The organism is Pseudomonas sp. B12(2026) (genome assembly GCF_057767015.1).
The window spans coordinates 2,475,721-2,493,661 of the sequence record NZ_CM173430.1; the positions used below are offsets into that span (position 1 = coordinate 2,475,721).

Genomic DNA, 17,941 nt, shown 5'->3' on the forward strand with positions numbered 1-17,941 from the left:
TAAACGAACGAGCCGGGGCGATCGCGTAAACAAATTTCGCGATCAGCCGAGAATCGGCGGTTGCGGTGATGCAGGCCGCCGCGCGGAGAGCAACGATGCTCCGTCATACCGGCTCCTCCAGGTGGCTGAGCAGGCCGACGCTGATCGCCATGATCCGCTTCAGCTCCTTCTGCACCGTGCTGGGCGAGACGCCGAGCTGCCCGGCGATCTCCGCGTAGCCGCAGCCATGCAGGCGGCTGAGGATGACGATGCGCTGCTGGCGCTGGTCGAGCGCCGCGCCCAGGCGTTCCAGCAGCTTCTCCGCGTGCAACTGGTCGTCGGCGCTGGAACCGGGGGCCGGCACGGCTTGCAGCTCAGCCGGGGGAACGTCTTCGAGCAGGATGCGCGATTGCATGCGCAGGTGGCGCAGATGGTCCAGCGCGAGGTTGCGGCCGGTCTGGAAGAGGAAGGGTTCGAGGTGGTCGATGCGGCGTTCGAGCAGGGTACGGGCGACGCGCAGGTAGGTCTCCTGCACCAGGTCCTCGGCGATGCTCGGGTTTTTCACCATCCGCAGGAGCGTGCGCAGCAGGGGCCGGCGCTGGGCCCGGAAGAGCGCGTCGAGAGGGGTCGTGCTCACAGAAGCATCCGGCAAGAATAATTTACAAATGAGAATTATTATTACCTGAATGGCGATGGCACAAGCCCATCAGTGGTTCCGGATGTGTTCGTGCGGACGAAAAAAAGGGCGAGGCGCGCGTGGCGGCCTCGCCCATTCCCTCAGCCGGCTGGTGAGGGCAAGCGGGGGATCAGGTGCGCACCGGGCGCGCGTTCAGACGGGATTCGTCATCGGCGGTTTTCGCCGGGCCTGCCGCTTCCGGACGGCTGTTCCAGTGCGGGATCAGCACGCCGGCGGCGATCAGCGCGGCGACGGTGAAGCCGATGAACACGGTGTAGGTGTCGAAGTAGCCCGGCAGCAGGCCGCCGAGGATCGCGCCGATCGAGCCGCAGCCGTTGACGAAGCCCGCCGCGGTGCCGGCCGCCTCGCCGGTGCCGAAGTCCACCGCGGCGGCGCCGCTGATCATCGAGTCCGGCCCGTACAGGGTCAGGCCCATCATGAACAGCAGGCCGAGCACCATCAGGCTGCTGCCGGTCTGCATCGCCGGGACGAAGAGTGCCAGGAACACCGTGAGCCCCAGCAGGCTGAGCACGCAGGCCGGCATGCGGCGGGCGCCGAACAGGCGGTCCGAGGCGTAGCCGATCAGGATCGGGCCGAGCAGCCCGGCGACCTCGAAGGCCGACGGCAGGATCGCCGCGCCGACCTTGCCCAGCGCCGGCATGCGTTCGTAGACGATCACCGGGCCCCACAGCAGGATGGCGTAGCGCGCCGGCTTGAGCAGGAAGTAGGCCAGGCCCAGGGTCAGCACCGTGCGGTTGCGCAGCACCTTGCCGAGAATGCGCAGCGAGTTGCCGTTGCGGCCCATCGGCTTGACGCCGGCGTAGTCCGCGGCATCGGGTTGCTGGATCTCCGGCTCCACCGGCGGCAGGCCGACGTCCTGCGGACGGTTGCGCTGCAGCAGCAGGAACAGCACGGCCACGCCACCGACCACCGCGGCGCTGGAATAGAAGGCCGCGTGCCAGGTGCCGAACACTTCATAGGCCCACCAGCCGGCGAACGGCGAGGCGACCAGTCCGCCGAAGGCGTAGCAGGTGCTCCACAGCCCGAGCACGCGGCCGCGCTCGTGGGTGGCGAAGAAGCTGCCGATGTTCTTGCACAGCCCGGACCAACCGGTGGACTGCGCCAGGCCCTGCACCACCATGCAGGTGGCGAAGATCGGCAGGGTGGCGAAGCTGCCCATGACCAGGGCGGCGGCCGCGGAGATCAGCAGCCCGCCCAGCACCACCACGCGCGGCCCGAAGCGGTCGGCGAAGACGCCCCAGGTGAACTGGCCCACGGCGTAGGCGGCGAGGTAGATGGCGTCGAGGTTGGCCATCGCGATCTTGTCGAGATGGAAGCTGGGGTCTTCGGTGATGCCGAGCTTGGCCACCGAGAAGGCCTTGCGGGTGAAATAGAAGGCCGCGTAGGCCAGCCAGGTGATGGCGAAGATCTGCCAGCGCCAGCGTTGCATCGATGCAAGGGGCGAGCGCGGCGAAGCGGTGCCTTGGGGGTTGAGCATGATCCGACCTCGTTGTTGTAGTTGTGCTGTGCCGGCAGTCAGTGGGGAAACGGTTGTGTTGTTCTTCTTGTTCTTTTGGTTTTCAACGCATGAGCAAGGGCACGTCGCACCGTCTTCGCGGTGCGGGTCAGAAGTGGGGAGGCTGTCCTGGAGCCGTCGCGGAACGCGGCGGTGGAGCGATGGAAACAATTTCGAATAAATAACTGAAATCGATTTATCAGATTTCAAAAATAAGCTGAACTTGTATGACAAGGGGCCATGACGCTAGTGTTTCGCACGAATGCCCCGGGGGTCGATTTCCGTTTGTCGCTCCTGGGGGCGGTCAAACCACCGTGCCAGAGGCTTGCCCATGTCCGTTTCCCATGCCCAGCTCAAGGCCTTCCACGCCGTCGCCGTGCACGGCAGCTTCACCCGCGCCGCCGAGCGGCTGTTCCTCACCCAGCCGGCGGTTTCCGACCAGGTGCGCAAGCTGGAAGAGCGCTACGGGGTGCTGCTGTTCCACCGCAACAAGCGCTCGGTGCGCCTGACCGAACTGGGCGAGCGCCTGCTGGCGGTGACCCAGCGGCTGTTCGTCATCGAGGCCGAGGCGCAGGAGCTGCTGCAGGAATCCAGCGCGCTGCAGACCGGCAGCCTGACCCTGGCGGTGGACGCCCCGGTGCACGTGCTGCCGCAGATCGCGCGTTTCTGCCAGCGCTACCCGGGCATCCGCGTGAAGCTGGAGACCGGCAACACCGACGAGTCCCTGCAGCGCCTGTTCGACTACCAGGCCGATCTCGCGCTGCTCGGCCGCGAGGTGCAGGACGACCGCCTGCTGACCTTCACCCTGCGCAGCGATCCCATCGTCGCCTTCGTCGGCCGCGGCCATCCCTGGGCCGGACGCGAGTCCATCGAGCTCGCCGACCTCGACGGCATGCCGCTGGTGCTGCGCGAACAGGGCTCGGTGACCCGGCAGATGCTGGAGCAGGAGATGGCCAGCGCCGGCCTGCGCATCCGCCCGGCCATCGAGGTGGAAGGCCGCGAGGCGTCGCTGGAGGCGGTGGCGGTGGGCATCGGCGTGGGCGTGGTATCCGCCGCCGAGCTGGGCGCCGACGCCCGCGTGCATGCGCTGCCGATCCTCGATTGCCAGTGGCGGATGAGCGAGACCCTGGTGTGCCTGCGCGAGCAGAGCACACGGCGGATCGTGGCGACCTTCCTCGATCTGCTGCGGGAGGATTTGCCGGAGCCTCAACCGTAGGATGGCGTGGAGCGAAGCGATACCCATCGAGTACGGCGCAGGCAATGCCGATGGGTATCGCAAGCTCCACCCATCCTACGGGTCGGCATCGGAGTGAGCGGCCGTTCGTTCGCGAGCAAGCTCGCTCCTACAGGTTGACCCTGGGCTGAGGTGCCCTTTGTAGGAGCGAGCTTGCTCGCGAACCGCATCCCACCGAGCCGTCAGTTTCAACCTTCCGCCAACTCCAGAAACGCACTCACCACCCGCAACCCCCGGCGCCGCTCCAGGCAGCCGATGGCATGGCGGTTGAGCAGGCCGTCGCCGCTCAGCGGCAGCACCTTCACCCGCGGGTCCGGGCTGACTTCCAGCGACGAGACGATGCCGATCCCCAGTTCCGCCGCCACCGCCTCGGTCACCGCCTCGCGGCTGTCCAGCTCCAGCAGCACGCGAGGCTCGACCGACTGCTCCGAGCAGGCCGCATCGAAGGTGCGGCGGGTGATGGAGTCGGGTTCGCGCAGCACCATGATCTGCTGGTCCAGTTCGGCCAGCGGCAATTCCCCGGCGTGCCCGCTCCAGGGGTGGCTGGCCGGCACCAGGGCGCAGATGCGCGACTCCACCAGCTCGCGCAGGAACAGCCCGGCGCGCGGCTCCACTTCGGTCAGCACGGCGATATCGACGTGCTCGTCGAGCAGCGCGGCGAGGGTTTCCTGGGCGTTGCCCAGGCGCAGGTTGACGGTGATGCCCGGGTAGCGCGCGCGCAGCCGGGCGAGCATCGGCATCACCAGGTGCGGGCCGTCGGCGGCCACCTCGATGCGCCCGGTCACCAGTTCGCGGCTGGCGTCGAGCATGGCCTCGGCTTCCTCCTCCAGGGCGAACAGGGTGCGGCTGATGGCCGACAGGCGCAGGCCGTCCTCGGTCAGCTCCACGCCCCGCGCGGTGCGGCGGAACAGGTTGACCTGGTAGTGCTCCTCCAGCGCCTTGACGTGCCCGGTGACGGCGGGCTGGCTGATGAACAGGCGCTCGGCGGCGCGGGTGAAGCTGCGTTCGCGGGCGACCGCGTCGAAGGCGCGGAGCTGGAAAAGGTTCATGAGGTATATGTCCGGCTTATGCAGTGCATCGTGATAAACAATTTGAACGATATCTACCCGGCCGGCAAGTTATGCCCAGGCCGCGGCGATGGCGCCGGGCCCAACCGAATCCCGCCCTGACGACGTTCCCATGAAAGAGGAATCGAGCATGAGCACTGCCGAGCGAGCCCCCATCCTGCTGACTCCCGGTCCGCTGACCACATCCCCCCGCACCCGTCGCGCCATGATGGTCGACTGGGGCTCCTGGGACAGCGACTTCAACGAACTGACCGCCGACGTCTGCAAGCGTCTGCTGGCGATCATCCACGGCGAGGCCACCCACACCTGCGTACCCCTGCAGGGCAGCGGCACCTTCTCCGTGGAGGCCGCCGTCGGCACCCTGGTGCCGCGCGACGGCAAGGTGCTGGTGCTGATCAACGGCGCCTACGGCAAACGCCTGGCGAAGATCTGCCAGGTGATCGGCCGCGAGTTCACCACCTTCGAAACCGAAGAGGACGTGCCGACCACCGCCGCCGACGTCGACCGCCTGCTCAGCGCGGACCCGGGCGTCACCCACGTCGCGCTGATCCACTGCGAGACCAGCACCGGCATCCTCAACCCGCTGCAGGACATCGCCAAGGTCATCGAGGCCCACGGCAAGCGCCTGATCATCGACGCCATGAGCTCCTTCGGCGCGCTGGACATCGACGCCCGCGACATTCCCTTCGACGCGCTGATCGCCGCCTCCGGCAAGTGCCTGGAAGGCGTGCCGGGGATGGGCTTCGTCTTCGCCCGCACCTCGGCGCTGAACGCCAGCGCCGGCAACTGCCATTCCCTGGCGATGGACCTGCAGGACCAGCAGGCCTACATGGCCAAGACCGGCCAGTGGCGCTTCACCCCGCCGACCCACGTCGTCGCCGCGCTGCACGAAGCGCTGAGCCAGTACGAGGAGGAGGGCGGTCTCGTGGCGCGTCATCGACGTTACGCAAACAACTGCCAGACTCTGCTGAGCGAGATGGGCAGGCTGGGCTTGCGCAGCTTCCTGCCGGCCGAGATCCAGGCGCCGATCATCGTCACCTTCCACGCCCCGCGCGATGCCCGCTACAACTTCACCGAGTTCTACAACCGGGTGCGCGAGAAGGGCTACATCCTCTATCCGGGCAAGCTGACCCAGGTGGAAACCTTCCGTGTCGGCTGCATCGGCCAGGTCGATGGCAGCGGCATGCGCGCAGCGGTCGCGGCCATCGCCGAGACCCTGAAAGAGATGGAAGTCTTCGAAATCTGACCCGGCCGATTGCCAGAGGATCGAATCTGATGAACTACGAACAACCCAAGCAACTGCAAGCCGTCATCCTCGACTGGGCCGGCACCGTGGTCGATTTCGGCTCCTTCGCGCCGACCCAGATCTTCGTCGAGGCGTTCGCCGAGTTCGGCGTGAAGGTCAGCCTGGAAGAAGCCCGCGGCCCGATGGGCATGGGCAAGTGGGACCACATCCGCACCCTGTGCGACATCCCCGCCATCGCCGAGCGCTACAAGGCCAGGTTCGGCCGCGTGCCGAGCGACGACGACGTCACCGCCATCTACGAGCGCTTCATGCCGCTGCAGATCGAGAAGATCGCCGAGCATTCGGCGCTGATCCCCGGCGCGCTGGACGCCATCGCCACCCTGCGCGAGGGCGGGCTGAAGATCGGCTCCTGCTCCGGCTACCCGGCGGTGGTGATGGAGAAGGTCGTCGCCCTGGCGAAGACCAACGGCTACGTCGCCGACCACGTCGTCGCCACCGACGAAGTGCCCAACGGCCGCCCACATCCCGCGCAGGCGCTGGCCAACGTGATCGCCCTGGGCATCGATGACGTCGCCGCCTGCGTGAAGGTCGACGACACCTGGCCGGGCATCCTCGAAGGCCGCCGCGCCGGCATGTGGACCGTCGCGCTGACCTGCTCGGGCAACGCCCTGGGCCTGACCTACGCGCAGTACAAGGCGCTGCCGACGGACAGGCTGGAGCAGGAACGCCAGCGCATCGGCCAGATGTTCGAGGGCTCGCGACCGCACTACCTGATCGACACCATCGCCGACCTGCCGGCGGTGATCGCCGACATCAACGCCCGCCTGGCGCGGGGCGAGATGCCGCAGAGCAACTGATCGCCAGCTGCACGGAAAAGGCCCGCATCGCGCGGGCCTTTTTCTTTGCCTTGCTTTTGTAGGAGCGAGCTTGCTCGCGAACCCGCCCAGCGCCGGCCCTGCCGGCGGATCGCGGAGAAGCTCCGCTCCTACAATTGGGAATATATTGCAAGATTTGCCAGATGGTACAAAAATCAGAGTGCGCATAGGGGAATGATATGAATCAAGAAGTAGATTTGCAGATATCACACCATCAAATTCAGGTCCGATCAGTACCATTCTTGGATAGCAATGTCCAATGGAATAATGAAAGTGTGGCTCAGGGAGTTTTAATAAATCATGGGCATGTTATATTCGATCCGATTGTTGACGGTGCATTCGCTGCAAAAATAAATATCTCTTTGCAAGAATATTATGTCCCTGATTCAAATGCATTGAGAGCGATGGTTGTTCCATTTGATGTTGTTGGTTTAAATGATTTGTATGTTGCGTCAGTAGTAACAAAGCACAAGATAAATATTGGAATAAATGTTGGCTTGTATTCAATATATTTTGAAATATGTGAATCGGATGATATTGATGAGGTTTATTATAATTTGAAATTCTCTAAAGGAAGAGTGGAGCCTAAATTTCTGCAGAATGACGATTTTGGAGGTGTCGCGGAAAGATCTTTATTTACGACTAGCTAAATTGAAAAGAGCTCTATATTACTTAGCTGTGAGTCAACTATTTGTACCGGCCGCCAATGAAAGCATTGGCAACGACCCAGGCGGAAACATCCAAGATGCTGCCACCTAGCAAGCTGTGCAAAGTAACATGGCCCTGCTGTCGCACCACTGCTAGTCAAACACGGTACTTTGGCACGACCATCTTCATCAAAGCGGCGCACCCTGTAGGAGAGACGGGGGCGCCTAGCCCTTGTCCGCGATGCTCTGGCTCTTCGCAGGTGGATAACGCGTAGCGTTATTCCCTGATGGGTATCGCTTCGCTCCACGCCATCCTACGAACGCAGTTCTTCTTCACCGAAGTTGCAGGCGCGCGCAGGGTCCCGTCAGGAGGCCGAGTGGAGGTATTGCGCAGAGGGGCGAGCGGCATGGATGCCGCGAGAGGCTTGAAGGGCCAGGGACGGCCCTTGCAAGCCGACCCTCGGAGCAATGCCGGAGCGAGGGAAACGGAGCGAAGCGTAGTAACAGCCGAAGGCTGGCCCGAAGGGTGAGCGAAGCGAATCAGGCTGAGCGAAGCGAAGACCCGGATGTCGGGACGAGTCCTTTTGGTTCCTTTTGGGACGCCAAAAGGGACTCGCCCGGGAGGGCGAAACCAAATCTCCCAGCACACACCGAAGCGGCGCAGAAACACCGTACAAAAAGCATCGCGGAGAAGCTCCGCTCCTACGAGAGCGGCAACCCCGTAAACCGTAGGAGAGACGGGGGCGCCTAGCCTTTGTCCGCGATCCGCCGGCAGGGCCGGCGTCGAGCGGGTTCGCGAGCAAGCTCGCTCCTACAGAAAAGCCACTCCCGGCCTCAGTTCACGACGTTCCGCACGAACCGCACCAGCACGTCCCCGTGGTTCAGGTAGGAAAACGGCTGGTTGCTCTTGAATACGTGGAAACCGCCGGCCTCGACCTCCACGCTCTCCTCGGCGAGCACGATGGTCAGCCGGCCCTCGATCACGTAGACCATGTCGTACCAGCCCTCGGCGTCCGGCTCGGCGTTGTAGCGGTCGCCGGGGGCGAGCGCCCAGTGCCAGAGTTCGACCTGGCGCGTGGCGGGCGTGCTGGCGAGGAGGGTGCCGCGGCTGGCGGGCTGCCGGCCGCCCCAGGCCACCGCATCGACGCGGGACAGCCCGCCGGTGGAAGGCGGCCGCACGAGGTCGGCGAAGGTGACGTTCAGGGCGGCGGCGATGCGGTCCAGGGTGGCCAGGCTGACGTTGGTGTCGCCGCCCTCGATGCCGACCAGCATCCGCCGGCTGACCCCGGAGGCCCTGGCCAGCGCGTCCTGGCTGAAGCCGCCGTTGCGGCGCAGGGTCTTCACGTTGTCGGCGACGTGGACCAGCACGCTGGGACGCTCGGAAGAAGTAGGCAGTATATTGCTCATCTGGGCCTTTTTGCGCATTATGTTGCGCATAACAGTCAACCAAGATTTTCCCATCGTTGCAACGTCGGTCTGCCTCATGCCTCGCTCGCGCCTTATCGCCACCATCTTCCCCATCGCCGTGCTGATCGTCTCCATGGCGTCGATCCAGACTGGCGCGTCCCTCGCCAAGAGCCTGTTCCCGGTGCTCGGCGCCCAGGGCGTCACCACCATGCGGCTGATCTTCGCCGCGATCATCCTGCTGGCGGTGCTGCGGCCGTGGCGTGTCTCGCTGCGCGGCAAGTCGCTCAAGCCGCTGTTCATCTATGGCCTGAACCTGGGCCTGATGAACCTGACGTTCTACATGGCCCTGCAGACGATTCCGCTGGGCATCGCGGTGGCGCTGGAGTTCACCGGGCCGCTGGCGGTGGCGCTGTTCCACTCGCGCAAGCCGCTGGACTTCCTGTGGATCGCCCTGGCGGTGCTCGGCCTCGGCCTGCTGCTGCCGATCGCCGACTTCGGCCAGGGCATCGACCCCACGGGCGCCGCGCTGGCGCTCGGGGCGGGCGTCTGCTGGGGGCTGTACATCATCTTCGGCCAGCGCGCCGGCAATGACCTGGGCGCCCAGGGCGCCGCGCTGGGCATCACCATCGCCGCCGTGTGCGTGGCGCCGGTGGGCATCATCCATTCCGGTGCTGCGCTACTGGATGTCAGCCTGTTCCCGGCGCTGCTGGGCGTGGCGATCCTCTCCAGCGCCTTGCCCTACACCCTGGAAATGCTCGCCCTGACGCGCCTGCCGGCGCGCACCTTCGGCACCCTGATGAGCATCGAGCCGGCCTTTGGCGCGCTGTCCGGGCTGGTGTTCCTCGGCGAGCAGCTCACCTCGCACCAGTGGCTCGCCATCGGCGCCATCATCGTCGCCTCGGTGGGCACCACCCTGAGCAGCCGGCCGAAGCCGGCGCTGGCGGCCGCCGACTGAGGATCAGCCGGCGAGGCGCTCGTGCCGGCGCTGTTCGTTCAGGCGAATCTGCCGCCGGGCGATGTGCGCCAGGCGGATGCACAGCATCAGCGCCGCGCAGGTCAGGCCGACGATCAGGCCCTGCCACAGGCCGCGCGGCCCGGTGGGCGCCTGCAGCCAGTGGGCCAGGCCCAGGCTGTAGCCCACCGGCAGGCCGATGCCCCAGTAGGCGAACAGGGTGATGAGCATGGTCGCGCGGGTGTCCTGGTAGCCGCGCAGGGCGCCGGCGGCGGTGACCTGCACGGCGTCGGAGAACTGGAACAGCGCGGCGAACACCAGCAACGAGGCGGCCAGCGCCAGCACGTCCGGGTCCTGGGTGTAGAGCGCGGCGATCTGCTCGCGCATCAGCAGCATGCCGCTGGCGGAAATGCAGGCGTAGCCCAGCGCCGCGGCCATCCCCACGCCGGCGGCGAAGCGCGCGTCGCGCGGTGCGCCGGCCCCCAGCGACTGGCCGATGCGCACGGTCACCGCCATCGCCAGCGAGTAGGGAATCATGAACACCAGGGAGCTGAAGTTCAGCGCCACCTGGTGGCCGGCCACCACCTTCTCGCCCAGCTCGCCGATCAGCAGGGCGATTACCGAGAAGATGCTGGACTCGGCGAACACCGCGATGCCGATGGGCAGGCCGACCGCCAGCAGGCCGCCGATCACCCCGGGCCTGGGCAGCTCCCAGTGGGCGAACAGCCGGCTGGGCTTGTAGACCCCGGCCCAGTTCACCCAGAACAGCATGCCCAGCAGCATGAACCACATCACCGAGGCGGTGGCCCAGCCGCAGCCCGGGCCGCCGAGCGCCGGGAAGCCGAGGTGGCCGTAGATCAGCACGTAGTTCACCGGAATGTTCAGCATCAGCCCGCAGATGCCCAGCACCATGCTCGGCCGGGTGCGCCCCAGGCCGTCGCTGAAGCAGCGCAGCACGTGGTACAGCGCCACCGCCGGCAGGCCGCTGGCGATGCCGCGCAGGTAGAAGCGGCTGGGCTCGATCAGCGCCTCCTCGACCTTCATCGCGCGCAGCACCGGCTCGGCGAGGAACCACAGGCTGGCCGCCGCCAGCGGGCCGACCAGCAGCGCCAGCCACAGCGCCTGGCGCACCAGCGGGCCGGTGCCCGGCTGGTCGCCGGCGCCGTAGCGCTGGGCGACCTTGGCGGTGGTCGCCAGCAGGGTGCCGGTCATCAGCAGGAACACCGGAATCCAGATCGAGTTGCCCAGCGCCACCGCCGCCAGGTCGCGCGGCCCCACGCGTCCGGCCATCACCGCATCGACGAAGCCCATGGCGGTGGTGGCCAGTTGGGCGATCATGATCGGGGTGGCGAGGCTGAGCAGTTCCCTGAGTTCGGTGGTGGCGCGCCGTCTGCGGGAGACGGGCTGGGCGATGCTGGTCACGGCGGTCCTTTTCTGGCGACGGGAGCGGAACGAAGCCGGCCAGTCTACGGCCTGCCGGGTTGGTCAGGAAAGCGCCGATGCGAGTTGCGGGACCGCGCGCGGGCGCGCTGGTAAAGTAGCCGCTGCAGATTTCTGGAGTCAGCCCATGCGTATTCTTGCCGATGAAAACATTCCCCTGGTCGAAGCCTTCTTCGGCGGTCACGGTGAGATCCGTCGCCTGCCCGGACGCGGCATCGACCGCGCCGCCCTGGGCGATACCGAGGTGCTGCTGGTGCGCTCGGTGACCGACGTGTCCCGGGCGCTGCTCGAAGGCAGCCAGGTGCGCTTCGTCGGCACCTGCACCATCGGCACCGATCATCTCGACCTCGACTATTTCGCCGAGGCCGGCATCGCCTGGTCCAGCGCACCGGGCTGCAACGCCCGCGGCGTGGTGGACTGGGTGCTGGGCAGCCTGCTGGCGCTGGCCGAGGTGCACGGGGCGAAGCTCGCCGAGCGCCGCTACGGGGTGATCGGCGCCGGCCAGGTCGGCGGCCGCCTGGTGGACGTGCTGCGCGGGCTGGGCTGGGACGTGCGCGTCTGCGACCCGCCGCGCGCGGCCGCCGAGGGCGGCGACTTCCGCAGCCTCGACGAAGTGCTGCGCGAGTGCGACGTGATCAGCCTGCACACGCCGATGACCCGCGACGGCGCGCATCCGACCCGCCACCTGCTGGACGCCGCGCGCCTCGCGGCGCTGCGCCCCGGCACCTGGCTGCTCAACGCCAGCCGCGGCGGGGTGGTCGACAACGCCGCGCTGCGCGCGCACCTGGAAGCCGGCGCCGACCTCGACGTGGCGCTGGACGTGTGGGAAGGCGAGCCGCAGGTGGACGTCGAACTGGCCGCGCGCTGCCGCATCGCCACCCCGCACATCGCCGGCTACAGCCTGGACGGCAAGCTGCGCGGCACCGCGCAGATCTACGACGCCTTCTGCGCCTGGCTCGGGCAGGCGCCGCAGGTGAGCCTGGACGACCTGCTGCCGGCCCAGTGGCTGGCCGAACTGAATCTGACCGAGGAGTGCGATCCGGACTGGGCGCTGGCCATGCTGTGCCGCGCGGTGTACGACCCGCGCAGCGACGACGCGGCCTTCCGGCGCAGCCTGGTGGGGGATGTGGACACCCGGCGCAAGGCCTTCGATGCCCTGCGCAAGCACTATCCGCCGCGGCGGGAAATCACCGGGCTATGGGTGGACATCCAGGGCGATGCGCCGCGCCTGGAGCGTCTGCTGGCGGCGCTGGGCGCCAACCGGGTCGGGGAGTAGCAGAGGGGCCCGCGCGCTCATCGGCGCGGCGGCTCGCAGCCCTTGTCCAGTTCGCGGCAGGCGCGCTGGATCATGTCTTCGGTGATCGGGATTTCCCGGCCCTGGGCATCGATGATCGAGCCGCCCACCGGCTGCTGCGGATTGCGGGGGACGGGGCTGGGGGTGGGTTCGCGATGGTGTTGCAGGCTCATGGCCAGTCTCCTCTACAGCGTTGAATGCAGTCTAGGCAGATCACATGAAGCCTCGGTGACAGAGCCGTCGCGGCCGGCGGCGGAAACCCGCCGCCCACGGAGGCGGACGACCGCGTCCTCGCAGGTCTGCGCCACCCGCAAGGTCCCGGTCTGTTTCGTATCGTTGTAATGAAGATCGACCCCGCGTTGCGCCGGAGGTTCGACTCAATGTGAGTATGGCCGGCTTTCGCGCGGGCCCGGCCGGCGATCCGCTGGCCGGTAGCGGCGGGCCGATGGCGCTCCGGGGCGAGGATGGCGGCGCCCGGCCGGCCTGCGCGGGCCGGGTGGTGAAGGGCCGTCGCGCTGTTCTAGACTCCAGCACTTTGCGGATGCGAACGGAGAGCGGAAAGATGCATACGGGCGGTTGTCTGTGCGGTGCGGTACGTTTCGAGATCAGCGGCGAGCTGGCGCCGATCCAGGTCTGCCATTGCGGCCAGTGCCGCAAGGCCCAGGGTGGTCCGTTCGCCACCAATATCCCGGTCGCCGCCGCTGCCTTCAGGCTGCTGGCCGGCGCGGAGGCGCTGGTGCATTTCCGCTCCTCGGAGGACAAGCGCCGGGTGTTCTGCGGCCGCTGCGGATCGCCGGTCTACAGCGCCCGCGACTCGCGCCCTGAGGCGCTGCGCGTGCGGGCGGGAACCCTGGACGAGCCGGTGCGGACCAGCCCCGAGGGGCATTACTACATCGAGTCCAGGGCCGCGTGGTGGCCGCTGGAGGACGACCTGCCGAGGCACATCGGCGGGAAACAGGGATGACACCGCCGGCGTGCCGCGGGCGGGTGCAAGGGAGTATCGATGTCCGTGTCAGTTGAACCGCCGTTCCGCGTCCTGGTACTGGGCGGCTATGGCAATTTCGGCAGCCTGATCGTTCGCCGCCTGAGCGGGATCGAGGGGATTCGCGTGCTGGTCGGCGGGCGCGACCAGAAGCGTGCCAGCGCGCTGGCGCGCGAGGTGGGCGGGGAGGCGGTGTGCCTGGACATGAACCAGCCGACGCTGGCCGGCCGCCTCGATGAACTCGGGGTCGACCTGGTGATCTCCACCGCCGGCCCCTTCCAGGGCCAGGACTACCGGGTCGCCCGCGCCGCCATCGGGGCGCGCGCGCATTACATCGACCTCGCCGACGCGCGCCGCTTCGTCTGCGGCATCGGCGAACTCGACCGCGCGGCCCGCCGCGCCGGCGTGCTGGTGTGCAGCGGCGCCAGTTCGGTGCCGGCGCTCAGCGCGGCGGTGATCGACCAGCTGCGCCCGCGCTTCCAGCGGCTGGACAGCATCCATCACGGCATCAGCTCCTCGGCGAAGATTCCCGGCATCGCCACCCTGGCGGCGGTGCTCGGCTATTGCGGCAAGCCCCTGCGCCAGTGGCGCGCCGGCCAGTGGCAGGACGTGCATGGCTGGCAGGGGCTGAGCGTGCACCGCTTCCCCCGGCCGCTGGGCCGGCGCTGGCTGGCCCATTGCGACGTGCCGGACCTGGAGCTGTTCCCGCAGCGCTACCCCGGTGTGCGCGAGGTGCGTTTTTCCGCCGGCCTCGGCCTGCGCCTCACCCACTTCGGCACCTGGGCGCTGTCCTGGCTGGTGCGCGCGCGGCTGCTGAAGAATGCCGCCGCGCTGAGCAACGGCCTGCACCGTCTGGCGCTGGCGATGCAGCCGCTGGGCGACGGTCGCAGCGGCATGTTCGTGCAGCTGCGGGGCGCGGACGAGTCGGGCAGGGCGCTGGCGCTGTGCTGGGAGCTGATCGCCCAGGACGACCACGGCCCGAACATCCCCTGCATGGCGGCCGTGGCCCTGGCGCGCAAGCTGGCGGCGGGGCGCCTCGGCCAGCGCGGCGCGATGCCCTGCGTCGGGCTGATCAGCGTCGAGGACTACCTGGCCGAACTCGAAGGGCTGAAGGTTTCCCACGGCGTCCGCGAAGTCGCCAGCCACTAGCCGCCGGAGCTGACTGACTCAGCGGCGTTCCGCCAGGCGCGGCTGCAGCGGCAGCAGGCCCGGCAGCTGCACCTCGCCGCGCAGCTCCACCGGCGTCAGGCGCCAGGAACTGTTGAACAGGTACTGACCGCTGAAGCCGCTCAGCAGCAGGCCGATCTCGTCGCCCGGCGCCAGGCTGGCGCTGACCGCGTTGAGCCGTGTGTCGCCCTGGTTCGCCAGCGGCCTGACCTGCTCGTCCAGTCGCCGGGTGCGGCCGTCGGCGCCGCGGATCGCCAGCGAGACGAACACCTGGACGTCGGGCCGCTCGGCCAGCGGCTGCGCCAGGCGGATTTCCGCGCTGCCGAGCAGGGCGCTGCTTTCTCCGACGCGCTGCAGCGGGACGAAGCGCGCGGGCTGCAGCAGGCCGCTGCTGGCGGGGCGCAGGGTCGTGGCCGGCAGCGCCACGGTCGGGCCGGGCGGCGGCAGCTCGTCCAGCGCCACGCCCTGGTCGAGGTCCAGGCTGATGCACAGGTCCGGCACGCTGTCGGCGGCGCCGGCGCGGCCGCGCAGCTTCTCCTCGTACCAGGCGACTATGCCCTGGTAGAGGTTGATGGCGCGCGGGCCGCAATGGATCACCGGCTCGTTGTTGAACGGCGGCATCCCGCTCCAGGCTTGCAGCGGCGGCGGCAGGATGTGCCCGCCCTGCATGCCCAGCAGGCGCACGTCGGCCGGCCCCTGTTTCAGGCATTGGCGGATGCGCAGGCCCTGGTCGAGGGGGAACAGGGTGTCGCGCATGCCCTGGATGATCAGCGCGTCCGCCCGGGGCAGGCGGCCTTCGGCGCAGTAGCGCGCCAGGCTGTGCTCGCGCAGCTCGGCCTGCACCGGCGCGGCCATGCGTCCGCCGGCGGTGCGCAGGTAGTCGGCCTGGACGAACTTGCCGAGGTCGTAGCCGGTGGCCAGGCCCAGGCTGACCAGCACACCGCTCCAGCCGATCTTCAGCTGGCCGTCCGGCGCCAGGGCGTCGGCCAGGTCGTACCAGGTGGCGATGGGGACGATGGCGTCGATGCGCGGGTCCTGCGCCGAGGCCAGCAGCTGCACGGCACCGCCGTAGCTTTCGCCGAGCATGCCGGCGCGCGGGTCGCCGGGGCCGTCCATCAGCAGCCGCGGCAGGTGCGCGGCGGCCCAGTCGATCACCGCGCTGGCGTCCTGCACCTCGAACCGCGGGTTCATCATCTCGATGCGCCCGTCGCTGCCGCCCCAGCCGCGCTGGTCGTAGCTGACCACCCAGTAGCCGGCCTGCCAGGCCTTCAGCGCGGCGCGCCCGGACATCATCCGCTTGCCGTAGTAGCCGTCCGGCCCGGTGACCCGCCAGCCGCCCCAGCCGTGGGTGTGCACGATCAGCGGCGCGGTGTCGCCGGCCTTCAGCGCCGGCTGGAACACCGTGGCGGAGAGCCGGGTGCCGTCGCGGGCGGTGATCACCGCTTCGAACCAGCCGGCCGGCAGGTCCTGGCCGGCGCTGGCGCCGAAGTCGGGAAGCTGGTCGCGGGCGGCGCAGCCGGCGAGCAGCAGGGCGAACAGGCAGAAGAGGATGCGCATCGGGACTCCGGTCGGATCGGACGAATGCAGCAGCATGCCGGGCGCCGGTGCCGCCGGCGCCCAACCAAGGTTCGGCGCCCCGGACGGGCGCGGGGTGACCGCGCGGTGCGCTTTGCGCGACAATGCGCCATTCGCTTTTCTGGAGTTCCGCGATGTCCCTGCCTGTCGACGCGATTCTCGACGCCACCGGCCTGAACTGCCCCGAGCCGGTCATGATGCTGCACAACAAGGTGCGCGACCTGCCGGCCGGCGGCCTGCTCAAGGTGATCGCCACCGATCCTTCCACCCGCCGCGACATTCCCAAGTTCTGCGTGTTCCTCGGCCATGAGCTGGTGGAGCAGCAGGAAGAGGCGGGGACCTACCTGTACTGGATTCGCAAGAAGGCGGATTGATTGCGCCCGAGGGCGGCCCTGGCGCGGTTGCCCCTGATGCCCCGCCGATCCGGATGTCAGTGAAAAAAAAGCCGGCTGAAAGCCGGCCGAGAGGTAACAGGCAAGCGGGTCTTCAGGCTTTCAGCTCGTCCATGACGCTGAGCACGGCCTTCTGCGCGATGTCGATGATCTGGTCCACCTCCTGCTCGGTGGTGACCAGCGGCGGGGCGAAGCCCAGGATGTCGCCATGGGGCATGGCGCGGGCGATCAGGTTGCGGTCGCGCGCCGCCTTCGACACGCGGGCGCCGACTTTCAGGGCGGGATCGAAGCGCTTCCTGGTCGCCGGGTCGGCGACGAACTCGATGGCCGCCATCATGCCGACGCCGCGCACTTCACCCACGATCGGGAGGTGGGCGAAGGTTTCCTGCAGGGACTTCTGGAAGTAGTCGCCGACGCGGCTGACGTGCCCCGGGATGTCCTCGCCTTCGACGATGTCCAGCACGGCGTTCGCCGCCGCGACGCCAATCGGGTGGCCGGAGTAGGTGTAGCCGTGGGAGAAGGCCCCCACGCGGTCGGCGCCGTCCTCCATGACCTGGTAGACCTTCTCGCCGACGATCGAGGCGGACAGCGGCGCGTAGGCGGACGTCAGGCCCTTGGCGACGGTGATCAGGTCCGGCTCGATGCCGTATTTCCCGCAGCCGAACAGGGCGCCGGTGCGGCCGAAGCCGGTGATGACTTCATCGGCGATCAGCAGGATGTCGTACTTCTTCAGGACCGGCTGGATCGCCGCCCAGTAGCCGGCCGGGGGCGGGGTGATGCCGCCGGTGCCCAGGACCGGCTCGGCGATGAAGGCGCCGATGGTGTCGGGGCCTTCGCGCAGGATCAGCTCTTCCAGCTCGCGCGCGCGGCGGGCGGAGAACTGCTCCTCGGTTTCGCCCGCTTCGGCGCCCCAGTAGTGGTGCGGCGCGCCGGTGCGCAGGATGCCCGGGACGGGAAGGTCCATGTAGTCGTGGTAGAAGCTCATGCCGGTCATCGAGCCCGAGACGACCGAGCAGCCGTGGTAGCCGCGGTCGCGGGAGATGATCTTCTTCTTCTTCTTCGGCAGGCCGCGCAGGTTGTTGTAGTACCAGACGATCTTGGCCTGGGTCTCGTTCGCGTCGGAGCCGGAGAGGCCGTAGAACACCTTGCTCATCCGGCCCGGCGCCATGCGCACCAGGCGCTCCGAGAGGCGCGCCAGTTCGTCGGTCGTGTGCGCCGCGTAGGTGTGGTAGTAGGCCAGCTTGTGGGCCTGGCGGGCGATCGCCTCGGCCACTTCCGTGCGGCCGTAGCCGATGTTCATGCAGTACAGGCCGGCGAAACCGTCGATGTATTCGCGGCCGGTCGCATCGGTGATGCGGATGCCCTTGCCGGTCTCGACGATGGTCGGGTCGCCCAGCTTGCCGCTGGCGAAGTCCTTCAGATGGGTGAAGGGGTGCAGTACCGCGCCACGATCCTGGGCGGCGACGAGTTCCTGGGTGTGCTTGTCCATTGT

17 protein-coding genes are annotated in these 17,941 nt (G+C 68.0%); 9 read left to right on the top strand and 8 right to left on the bottom strand.

Going from position 1 to position 17,941, the window contains the following annotated elements:
• Nucleotides 1-103: 103 nt before the first annotated feature.
• Together AC3B6A_RS11610 and AC3B6A_RS11615 are read right to left on the bottom strand one after the other, a co-directional pair.
• Nucleotides 104-616 (bottom strand): RNA polymerase sigma factor, encoded by a 513-nt coding sequence (locus AC3B6A_RS11610; protein WP_488402880.1) that lies wholly within the window; start codon nt 614-616, stop codon nt 104-106.
• A gap of 169 nt (nt 617-785) precedes the next feature.
• The gene (locus AC3B6A_RS11615) at nt 786-2,153 is read right to left on the bottom strand and encodes an MFS transporter (RefSeq protein WP_488402881.1); all 1,368 of its coding nucleotides are present in this window, start codon (nt 2,151-2,153) and stop codon (nt 786-788) included.
• A 349-nt stretch (nt 2,154-2,502) separates the two neighbouring features.
• On the opposite strand from AC3B6A_RS11615, the gene AC3B6A_RS11620 reads away from it, so the two are divergent.
• Entirely contained in the window at nt 2,503-3,387 is an 885-nt protein-coding gene (locus AC3B6A_RS11620) for a LysR substrate-binding domain-containing protein (RefSeq protein ID WP_488402882.1), read from the top strand.
• 206 nt (nt 3,388-3,593) lie between these two features.
• Here the strand turns inward: AC3B6A_RS11620 and AC3B6A_RS11625 are convergent, their stop codons facing one another.
• Entirely contained in the window at nt 3,594-4,454 is an 861-nt protein-coding gene (locus AC3B6A_RS11625; protein ID WP_488402884.1) for a LysR substrate-binding domain-containing protein, read from the bottom strand.
• A 148-nt stretch (nt 4,455-4,602) separates the two neighbouring features.
• On the opposite strand from AC3B6A_RS11625, the gene AC3B6A_RS11630 reads away from it, so the two are divergent.
• The 3 genes from AC3B6A_RS11630 to comJ all read left to right on the top strand — a co-directional run bounded on the left by AC3B6A_RS11630 (nt 4,603) and on the right by comJ (nt 7,243).
• Nucleotides 4,603-5,718, top strand: coding sequence for a 2-aminoethylphosphonate--pyruvate transaminase (locus AC3B6A_RS11630; RefSeq protein WP_488402885.1), 1,116 nt, complete (start codon nt 4,603-4,605; stop codon nt 5,716-5,718).
• 29 nt (nt 5,719-5,747) lie between these two features.
• Nucleotides 5,748-6,575, top strand: coding sequence for a phosphonoacetaldehyde hydrolase (gene phnX, locus AC3B6A_RS11635; protein ID WP_488402887.1), 828 nt, complete (start codon nt 5,748-5,750; stop codon nt 6,573-6,575).
• A 197-nt stretch (nt 6,576-6,772) separates the two neighbouring features.
• Entirely contained in the window at nt 6,773-7,243 is a 471-nt protein-coding gene (comJ, locus tag AC3B6A_RS11640) for a competence protein ComJ (protein WP_488402889.1), read from the top strand.
• A gap of 831 nt (nt 7,244-8,074) precedes the next feature.
• Here comJ and AC3B6A_RS11645 read toward each other — a convergent pair.
• Nucleotides 8,075-8,677 (bottom strand): helix-turn-helix domain-containing protein, encoded by a 603-nt coding sequence (locus AC3B6A_RS11645; RefSeq protein ID WP_488402891.1) that lies wholly within the window; start codon nt 8,675-8,677, stop codon nt 8,075-8,077.
• A gap of 46 nt (nt 8,678-8,723) precedes the next feature.
• On the opposite strand from AC3B6A_RS11645, the gene rhtA reads away from it, so the two are divergent.
• The gene (rhtA, locus tag AC3B6A_RS11650; RefSeq protein ID WP_488402893.1) at nt 8,724-9,602 is read left to right on the top strand and encodes a threonine/homoserine exporter RhtA; all 879 of its coding nucleotides are present in this window, start codon (nt 8,724-8,726) and stop codon (nt 9,600-9,602) included.
• Nucleotides 9,603-9,605: 3 nt separating this feature from the next.
• Here the strand turns inward: rhtA and AC3B6A_RS11655 are convergent, their stop codons facing one another.
• A complete protein-coding gene (locus AC3B6A_RS11655) occupies nt 9,606-11,021 on the bottom strand; it encodes an MATE family efflux transporter (protein WP_488402894.1) in 1,416 nt (471 codons plus the stop codon).
• A gap of 145 nt (nt 11,022-11,166) precedes the next feature.
• On the opposite strand from AC3B6A_RS11655, the gene pdxB reads away from it, so the two are divergent.
• Nucleotides 11,167-12,315 (top strand): 4-phosphoerythronate dehydrogenase PdxB, encoded by a 1,149-nt coding sequence (gene pdxB / locus AC3B6A_RS11660; RefSeq protein ID WP_488402895.1) that lies wholly within the window; start codon nt 11,167-11,169, stop codon nt 12,313-12,315.
• A 17-nt stretch (nt 12,316-12,332) separates the two neighbouring features.
• On the opposite strand, the gene AC3B6A_RS11665 is transcribed toward pdxB, so the two are convergent.
• Nucleotides 12,333-12,506, bottom strand: coding sequence for a PA1571 family protein (locus tag AC3B6A_RS11665; RefSeq protein WP_488402896.1), 174 nt, complete (start codon nt 12,504-12,506; stop codon nt 12,333-12,335).
• 389 nt (nt 12,507-12,895) lie between these two features.
• On the opposite strand from AC3B6A_RS11665, the gene AC3B6A_RS11670 reads away from it, so the two are divergent.
• Both AC3B6A_RS11670 and AC3B6A_RS11675 read left to right on the top strand, forming a co-directional pair.
• Entirely contained in the window at nt 12,896-13,297 is a 402-nt protein-coding gene (locus AC3B6A_RS11670; protein ID WP_488402897.1) for a GFA family protein, read from the top strand.
• A 39-nt stretch (nt 13,298-13,336) separates the two neighbouring features.
• Entirely contained in the window at nt 13,337-14,464 is a 1,128-nt protein-coding gene (locus AC3B6A_RS11675; protein WP_488402898.1) for a saccharopine dehydrogenase family protein, read from the top strand.
• An 18-nt stretch (nt 14,465-14,482) separates the two neighbouring features.
• Here the strand turns inward: AC3B6A_RS11675 and AC3B6A_RS11680 are convergent, their stop codons facing one another.
• A complete protein-coding gene (locus tag AC3B6A_RS11680) occupies nt 14,483-16,039 on the bottom strand; it encodes an alpha/beta fold hydrolase (protein ID WP_488402899.1) in 1,557 nt (518 codons plus the stop codon).
• 152 nt (nt 16,040-16,191) lie between these two features.
• Here AC3B6A_RS11680 and tusA point away from each other — a divergent pair, with 152 nt between their 5' ends.
• Nucleotides 16,192-16,431, top strand: coding sequence for a sulfurtransferase TusA (gene tusA / locus AC3B6A_RS11685; RefSeq protein ID WP_488402900.1), 240 nt, complete (start codon nt 16,192-16,194; stop codon nt 16,429-16,431).
• A gap of 112 nt (nt 16,432-16,543) precedes the next feature.
• On the opposite strand, the gene AC3B6A_RS11690 is transcribed toward tusA, so the two are convergent.
• Nucleotides 16,544-17,938: an aspartate aminotransferase family protein gene (locus AC3B6A_RS11690; RefSeq protein WP_488402902.1), complete on the bottom strand. Its 1,395-nt coding sequence runs from the start codon at nt 17,936-17,938 to the stop codon at nt 16,544-16,546.
• Between the last annotated feature and the right edge of the window lie 3 nt (nt 17,939-17,941).

What these genes read in the sequence shown, in the direction of transcription:
- rhtA (WP_488402893.1), top strand. Translation starts at nt 8,724, where the DNA reads ATGCCTCGCTCGCGCCTTATCGCCACCATCTTCCCCATCGCCGTGCTG.
- AC3B6A_RS11665 (WP_488402896.1), bottom strand. Translation starts at nt 12,506, where the DNA reads ATGAGCCTGCAACACCATCGCGAACCCACCCCCAGCCCCGTCCCCCGC.
- AC3B6A_RS11680 (WP_488402899.1), bottom strand. Translation starts at nt 16,039, where the DNA reads ATGCGCATCCTCTTCTGCCTGTTCGCCCTGCTGCTCGCCGGCTGCGCC.
- AC3B6A_RS11630 (WP_488402885.1), top strand. Translation starts at nt 4,603, where the DNA reads ATGAGCACTGCCGAGCGAGCCCCCATCCTGCTGACTCCCGGTCCGCTG.
- comJ (WP_488402889.1), top strand. Translation starts at nt 6,773, where the DNA reads ATGAATCAAGAAGTAGATTTGCAGATATCACACCATCAAATTCAGGTC.
- tusA (WP_488402900.1), top strand. Translation starts at nt 16,192, where the DNA reads ATGTCCCTGCCTGTCGACGCGATTCTCGACGCCACCGGCCTGAACTGC.
- pdxB (WP_488402895.1), top strand. Translation starts at nt 11,167, where the DNA reads ATGCGTATTCTTGCCGATGAAAACATTCCCCTGGTCGAAGCCTTCTTC.
- AC3B6A_RS11615 (WP_488402881.1), bottom strand. Translation starts at nt 2,153, where the DNA reads ATGCTCAACCCCCAAGGCACCGCTTCGCCGCGCTCGCCCCTTGCATCG.
- AC3B6A_RS11625 (WP_488402884.1), bottom strand. Translation starts at nt 4,454, where the DNA reads ATGAACCTTTTCCAGCTCCGCGCCTTCGACGCGGTCGCCCGCGAACGC.
- AC3B6A_RS11645 (WP_488402891.1), bottom strand. Translation starts at nt 8,677, where the DNA reads ATGCGCAACATAATGCGCAAAAAGGCCCAGATGAGCAATATACTGCCT.
- AC3B6A_RS11670 (WP_488402897.1), top strand. Translation starts at nt 12,896, where the DNA reads ATGCATACGGGCGGTTGTCTGTGCGGTGCGGTACGTTTCGAGATCAGC.
- AC3B6A_RS11620 (WP_488402882.1), top strand. Translation starts at nt 2,503, where the DNA reads ATGTCCGTTTCCCATGCCCAGCTCAAGGCCTTCCACGCCGTCGCCGTG.
- AC3B6A_RS11690 (WP_488402902.1), bottom strand. Translation starts at nt 17,938, where the DNA reads ATGGACAAGCACACCCAGGAACTCGTCGCCGCCCAGGATCGTGGCGCG.
- AC3B6A_RS11675 (WP_488402898.1), top strand. Translation starts at nt 13,337, where the DNA reads ATGTCCGTGTCAGTTGAACCGCCGTTCCGCGTCCTGGTACTGGGCGGC.
- phnX (WP_488402887.1), top strand. Translation starts at nt 5,748, where the DNA reads ATGAACTACGAACAACCCAAGCAACTGCAAGCCGTCATCCTCGACTGG.